Here is a 4,406-nt window from a genome sequence, read left to right as displayed (position 1 = left end):
GGAGCTGGCTTGCCTGCGATAGCGGTTTGCCTGGCCCACCGCTATCGCAGGCAAGCCAGCTCCCACATTTGGACCGCGTTTTGTCAGTTAAGGCTTGTTGGGAATACCGTACTTGCGCAGGCGATGGGCGATGGCCGTGTGGGAGGTTTGCAGGCGGCTGGCCAGTTGGCGGGTCGAGGGATAACTTGTGTAGAGCGTTTCCAGCAGGCCGCGTTCGAAGTCTTCCACCGCCTGCTCCAGGCTGTCGACTTCGCCGTCGTTTTGGCGTGCCACCGAGGTGCCGGCGATGTCCAGATCGCCTATGTCCACCAGGCTGCTTTCGCAGATGGCGGCAGCGCGGAAGATTACGTTTTGCAGCTGGCGCACATTGCCCGGCCAGCGGTTGCCGAGCAGTGCCGGATAGGTGCCGGGTGCCAAGCGGCATACCGGGCGCTGGATTTGTGCGCAAGCCTGCTGCATGAAGTAGCGGGCCAGCAACAGGATGTCCTGGCCGCGTTCACGCAACGGCGGTACTTCGACATTGAGCACATTGAGTCGATAAAACAGGTCTTCGCGGAAGGTACCCTCGCTGACCATCTTTTCCAGGTCACGGTGAGTGGCGCTGAGGATGCGTACATTGACCTTCACTTCACGGTCACCGCCCACGCGGCGGAAGCTGCCGTCATTCAGGAAACGCAGCAGCTTGGCCTGCAAATACGGCGACATCTCGCCAATCTCATCCAGGAATACCGTGCCCTGGTTAGCCAGTTCCATCAGCCCCGGCTTGCCGCCGCGCTGGGCACCGGTGAAGGCGCCCGGTGCATAACCGAACAACTCACTCTCGGCGAGGTTTTCCGGCAGCGCCGCACAGTTCAAGGCCAAGAACGGCGCACTGTGCCGCGAACTGATCGCGTGGCAAGCGCGTGCCACCAACTCTTTGCCCGTGCCGGTTTCGCCCTGGATCAACAATGGCGCATCCAGCGCGGCTACCCGTTGCGCCCGGGCCTTGAGCGTGCGGATCACCGGCGACTCACCCAGCAGCGCATCAAACCCTTCGGCATGGTCGTGGTGCAATGCGGACAGTTGTTCGCCGATGCGGTTGGGTTGATACAGGGTGAGCAGGGCGCCGGCGTCGGTGATGGGCGTGGCGTCCAGCAGCAGGGTCTGGCCATTGACGCTGATCTCGCGCAATGGCAAGCGGAAGCCTTGCTCCAGCAGGGTTTCCAGCAGCGCGGGGTCGTTGAACAGTTCGCTGATGTTTTCTCCAGCCGGTTCGCGACCGTACAGGGCGATCAGTGCCGGATTGGCCAGCAGGATCTTGCCGGCGCTGTCCAGGGCCAATACCGGGTCGGTCATGGCGGCCAGCAACGCGTCGAGTTGCAGGTGGCGGCGCTGGCCGGGGAGGATGTCCACCACCGTCACAGCCTGCACGCCCTGCACGCTGAACAGCGCGTCGCGCAGTTCCTCCAACACTTCGGCGCTCAAGGTCGGCGCATCGATATAGACGTTGGGCGGCACCATTTCCACCGCATCCAGGTTGAGATTGCGCCCACCGAGCAGGGCCAGGACTTCCTGGGTAATGCCGACGCGGTCGATGAAGCTGACGTGGATACGCATGGGGTGATTGGCAGTTCTGGAGAACAGAGGCGGCAAGTATGCCTTGGAGCGGGGCGCAGGTGAAATCTGACAAATGATGGAGAGCAAAATGTGGGAGGGGACTTACCCCCGATGGCTGTGTGTCAGCCACAGATCTATTAGCTGATCCACCGCAATCGGGGGCAAGCCCCCTCCCACATTTTGACCTGTATTGTGTCAGTGCAAGCGTGTTATTCCAGGTGCTCGGGTTTGATCGGATCGCCGGATTTCACATCCAGCTGATGTCGCACATCCTCGAACATCAAGTCGTACTGCTTGTGCATGGAACCATTGAGTACAGCGATCTTCGGCATCCCGTATTTCTGCGCGATGTTCATCGCATGCCGCGCAAAGTCGAACGCTTGGTCCTTGGGCAGGAAAAACTCTTCCTTGAGGTCCTTGCCCTGCACCGAACCGTGCAGCTTGAAGAGCATTCCTTTGCCTTCCTTTGGGTCTTGGCTGACTTCATAGTCGATGCACAGGTTGTAGCTGTAGTCCTGAGCATTTAGCGCGTGACGTTCAACATGCAAGTGACCGGGTTCAAAGGTGGCCATAGGCGTTTCTCCTCTACTTCACAGGTAACTGATCCCAGACTTGGCTGTGCTGATGCGTGTACCGGCGCTGCCCTGGACGATGGCTTCAATGTCCGAGAGTGAACCGATGACTGCGGTTTTGCCAGTCTTGCGGGCGAACTCGCAAGCCGCTTGCACTTTAGGCCCCATGGAGCCGGCAGCGAAGCCGAGTTTCTCGATTTCGTCCGGATGGGCCTGGCCGATGGCCTTTTGGGTTGGCTTGCCGTAGTCGATAAAGGCGGCATTCACGTCGGTGGCGATCACCAGCAAGTCGGCCTCCAGTTGCGACGCCAGCAGCGAAGAACACAGGTCTTTGTCGATCACTGCCTCAATGCCACGCAGCTTGCCGTCTTCGCCGTACATCGTCGGGATACCGCCACCACCGGCGCAGATCACGATGCTGCTTTTCTCCAGCAGCCACTTGATCGGGCGGATTTCGAAGATGCGTTTCGGACGCGGGCTGGCGACCACACGGCGATATTTGTCACCGTCCGGCGCGATGGCCCAGCCTTTTTCAGCGGCGAGCTTTTCCGCTTCGGCCTTGGAGTACACCGGGCCGATAGGCTTGGTCGGGTTCTTGAAAGCAGGGTCCTGGGCGTCCACTTCGACCTGGGTGAGCAGGGTGGCGAAGGGCACTTCGAAGTCCAGCAGGTTGCCCAGTTCCTGTTCGATGATGTAGCCGATCATGCCTTCGGTTTCGGCGCCGAGCACGTCCAGCGGGTACGGCGAAACCTGGGTGTAAGCCGCCGCCTGCAATGACAGCAGGCCGACTTGCGGGCCATTGCCGTGGGCAATCACCAGCTCGTTGCCGGGATGGATCTTGGCGATCTGTTCGGTGGCGATCCGGATGTTGGCGCGTTGGTTGTCCGCTGTCATGGGTTCACCACGGCGGAGCAGGGCGTTACCGCCCAGTGCAACGACGATACGCATACAAAATGTCCTTCTGAAAGTTCTGATGAAGGAACGCGGTCAATGTGGGAGCTGGCTTGCCTGCGATAGCATCACAGCAGCCTGTGCCTGCATCGCGGGCAAGCCCGGCTCCCACATTTGTCCTCATTGCCAGCTAGAGGTTTAGATATCAGCGAGTGCCGACACCAGAATCGCCTTGATGGTATGCATGCGGTTTTCCGCTTGCTCAAATGCGATGTTGGCCGGCGACTCGAACACTTCCTCCGTCACTTCCACGCCATTGGCCAGGTTCGGATATCGCGCGGCGATGTCCTTGCCCACTTTGGTTTCGCTGTTATGGAACGCCGGCAGGCAGTGCATGAACTTCACGCGCGGGTTGCCCGAGGCTTTCATCATCTTGGCGTTGACTTGGTAAGGCAGCAGTTGCTCGATACGCTCGTCCCACGCTTCCACCGGCTCACCCATCGACACCCAAATATCGGTGTGGATGAAATCCACGCCTTTCACCGCCTCTTTCGGATCTTCGGTGATGGTGATGCGGGCGCCGCTTTCCTCGGCAAACGCTTGGCACTGCTTGATGAAATCTTCATGAGGCCACAGGGCTTTTGGTGCACCGATACGCACGTCCATGCCCAGTTTGGCGCCGATCATCAGCAGCGAATTGCCCATGTTGTAACGGGCGTCACCGAGGTAGGCGTAGCTGATGTCATGCAGCGGCTTGTCGCTGTGTTCGCGCATGGTCAGGGTGTCGGCGATCATTTGCGTCGGGTGGAATTCGGCGGTGAGGCCGTTGAACACCGGCACGCCAGCGAACTTGGCCAGCTCTTCGACAATTTCCTGTTCGAAGCCTCGGTACTCAATCGCGTCGAACATGCGACCGAGCACGCGGGCGGTGTCTTTCATGCTTTCTTTGTGACCGATCTGCGACGACACCGGGTCGATGTAGGTGACGTGGGCGCCTTGGTCGTGGGCCGCCACTTCGAACGCGCAACGGGTGCGGGTCGAGGTTTTCTCGAAGATCAGCGCGATGTTTTTTCCCTGTAGGTGCGGACGCTCGGTGCCGGTGTATTTGGCGCGCTTGAGGTCGCGGGACAGGTCCAGCAGGTAATGCAGCTCACGGGTGGTGTGGTGCATCAGCGACAGCAGGCTGCGGTTGCGCATGTTAAAAGCCATGGTGAATCTCCTTAATAGTCGATAGGGTCGCGGATGATCGGGCAGGTCATGCAGTGGCCGCCGCCACGGCCACGGCCCAGTTCACCGGCGCTGATGGTGATGACTTCCACACCGGCTTTGCGCAGCAGGGTGTTGGTG

General features: G+C 60.0%; 5 protein-coding genes. All 5 read right to left on the bottom strand.

Going from position 1 to position 4,406, the window contains the following annotated elements; all coding sequences use genetic code 11:
* Positions 1-87: 87 nt before the first annotated feature.
* Entirely contained in the window at positions 88-1,596 is a 1,509-nt protein-coding gene (locus ACRESD_RS17205; protein ID WP_431752013.1) for a sigma-54-dependent transcriptional regulator, read from the bottom strand.
* A 209-nt stretch (positions 1,597-1,805) separates the two neighbouring features.
* Complete coding sequence (locus ACRESD_RS17200; RefSeq protein WP_122488999.1) at positions 1,806-2,168, bottom strand: DUF5064 family protein; 363 nt, start codon at positions 2,166-2,168, stop codon at positions 1,806-1,808.
* Between the two features lie 18 nt (positions 2,169-2,186).
* Complete coding sequence (gene arcC / locus ACRESD_RS17195) at positions 2,187-3,116, bottom strand: carbamate kinase (protein ID WP_431752012.1); 930 nt, start codon at positions 3,114-3,116, stop codon at positions 2,187-2,189.
* 141 nt (positions 3,117-3,257) lie between these two features.
* Positions 3,258-4,268, bottom strand: a complete 1,011-nt coding sequence (locus ACRESD_RS17190; RefSeq protein WP_027605559.1) for an ornithine carbamoyltransferase — start codon at positions 4,266-4,268, stop codon at positions 3,258-3,260.
* 11 nt (positions 4,269-4,279) lie between these two features.
* Positions 4,280-4,406 (bottom strand): arginine deiminase family protein (locus tag ACRESD_RS17185; RefSeq protein ID WP_431752014.1); only part of this gene is annotated, 127 nt, incomplete at its 5' end.

Origin of the sequence: Pseudomonas sp. (genome assembly GCF_050739995.1) — a bacterium.
Taxonomy (GTDB): domain Bacteria; phylum Pseudomonadota; class Gammaproteobacteria; order Pseudomonadales; family Pseudomonadaceae; genus Aquipseudomonas.
Note: the sequence above shows the minus strand (reverse complement) of the source record. Positions and strands in the feature narration are given on the sequence as shown.

Coding starts and splice junctions, on each gene's coding strand:
- ACRESD_RS17205 (WP_431752013.1), bottom strand. CDS start 1,596: ATGCGTATCCACGTCAGCTTCATCGACCGCGTCGGCATTACCCAGGAA.
- ACRESD_RS17200 (WP_122488999.1), bottom strand. CDS start 2,168: ATGGCCACCTTTGAACCCGGTCACTTGCATGTTGAACGTCACGCGCTA.
- arcC (WP_431752012.1), bottom strand. CDS start 3,116: ATGCGTATCGTCGTTGCACTGGGCGGTAACGCCCTGCTCCGCCGTGGT.
- ACRESD_RS17190 (WP_027605559.1), bottom strand. CDS start 4,268: ATGGCTTTTAACATGCGCAACCGCAGCCTGCTGTCGCTGATGCACCAC.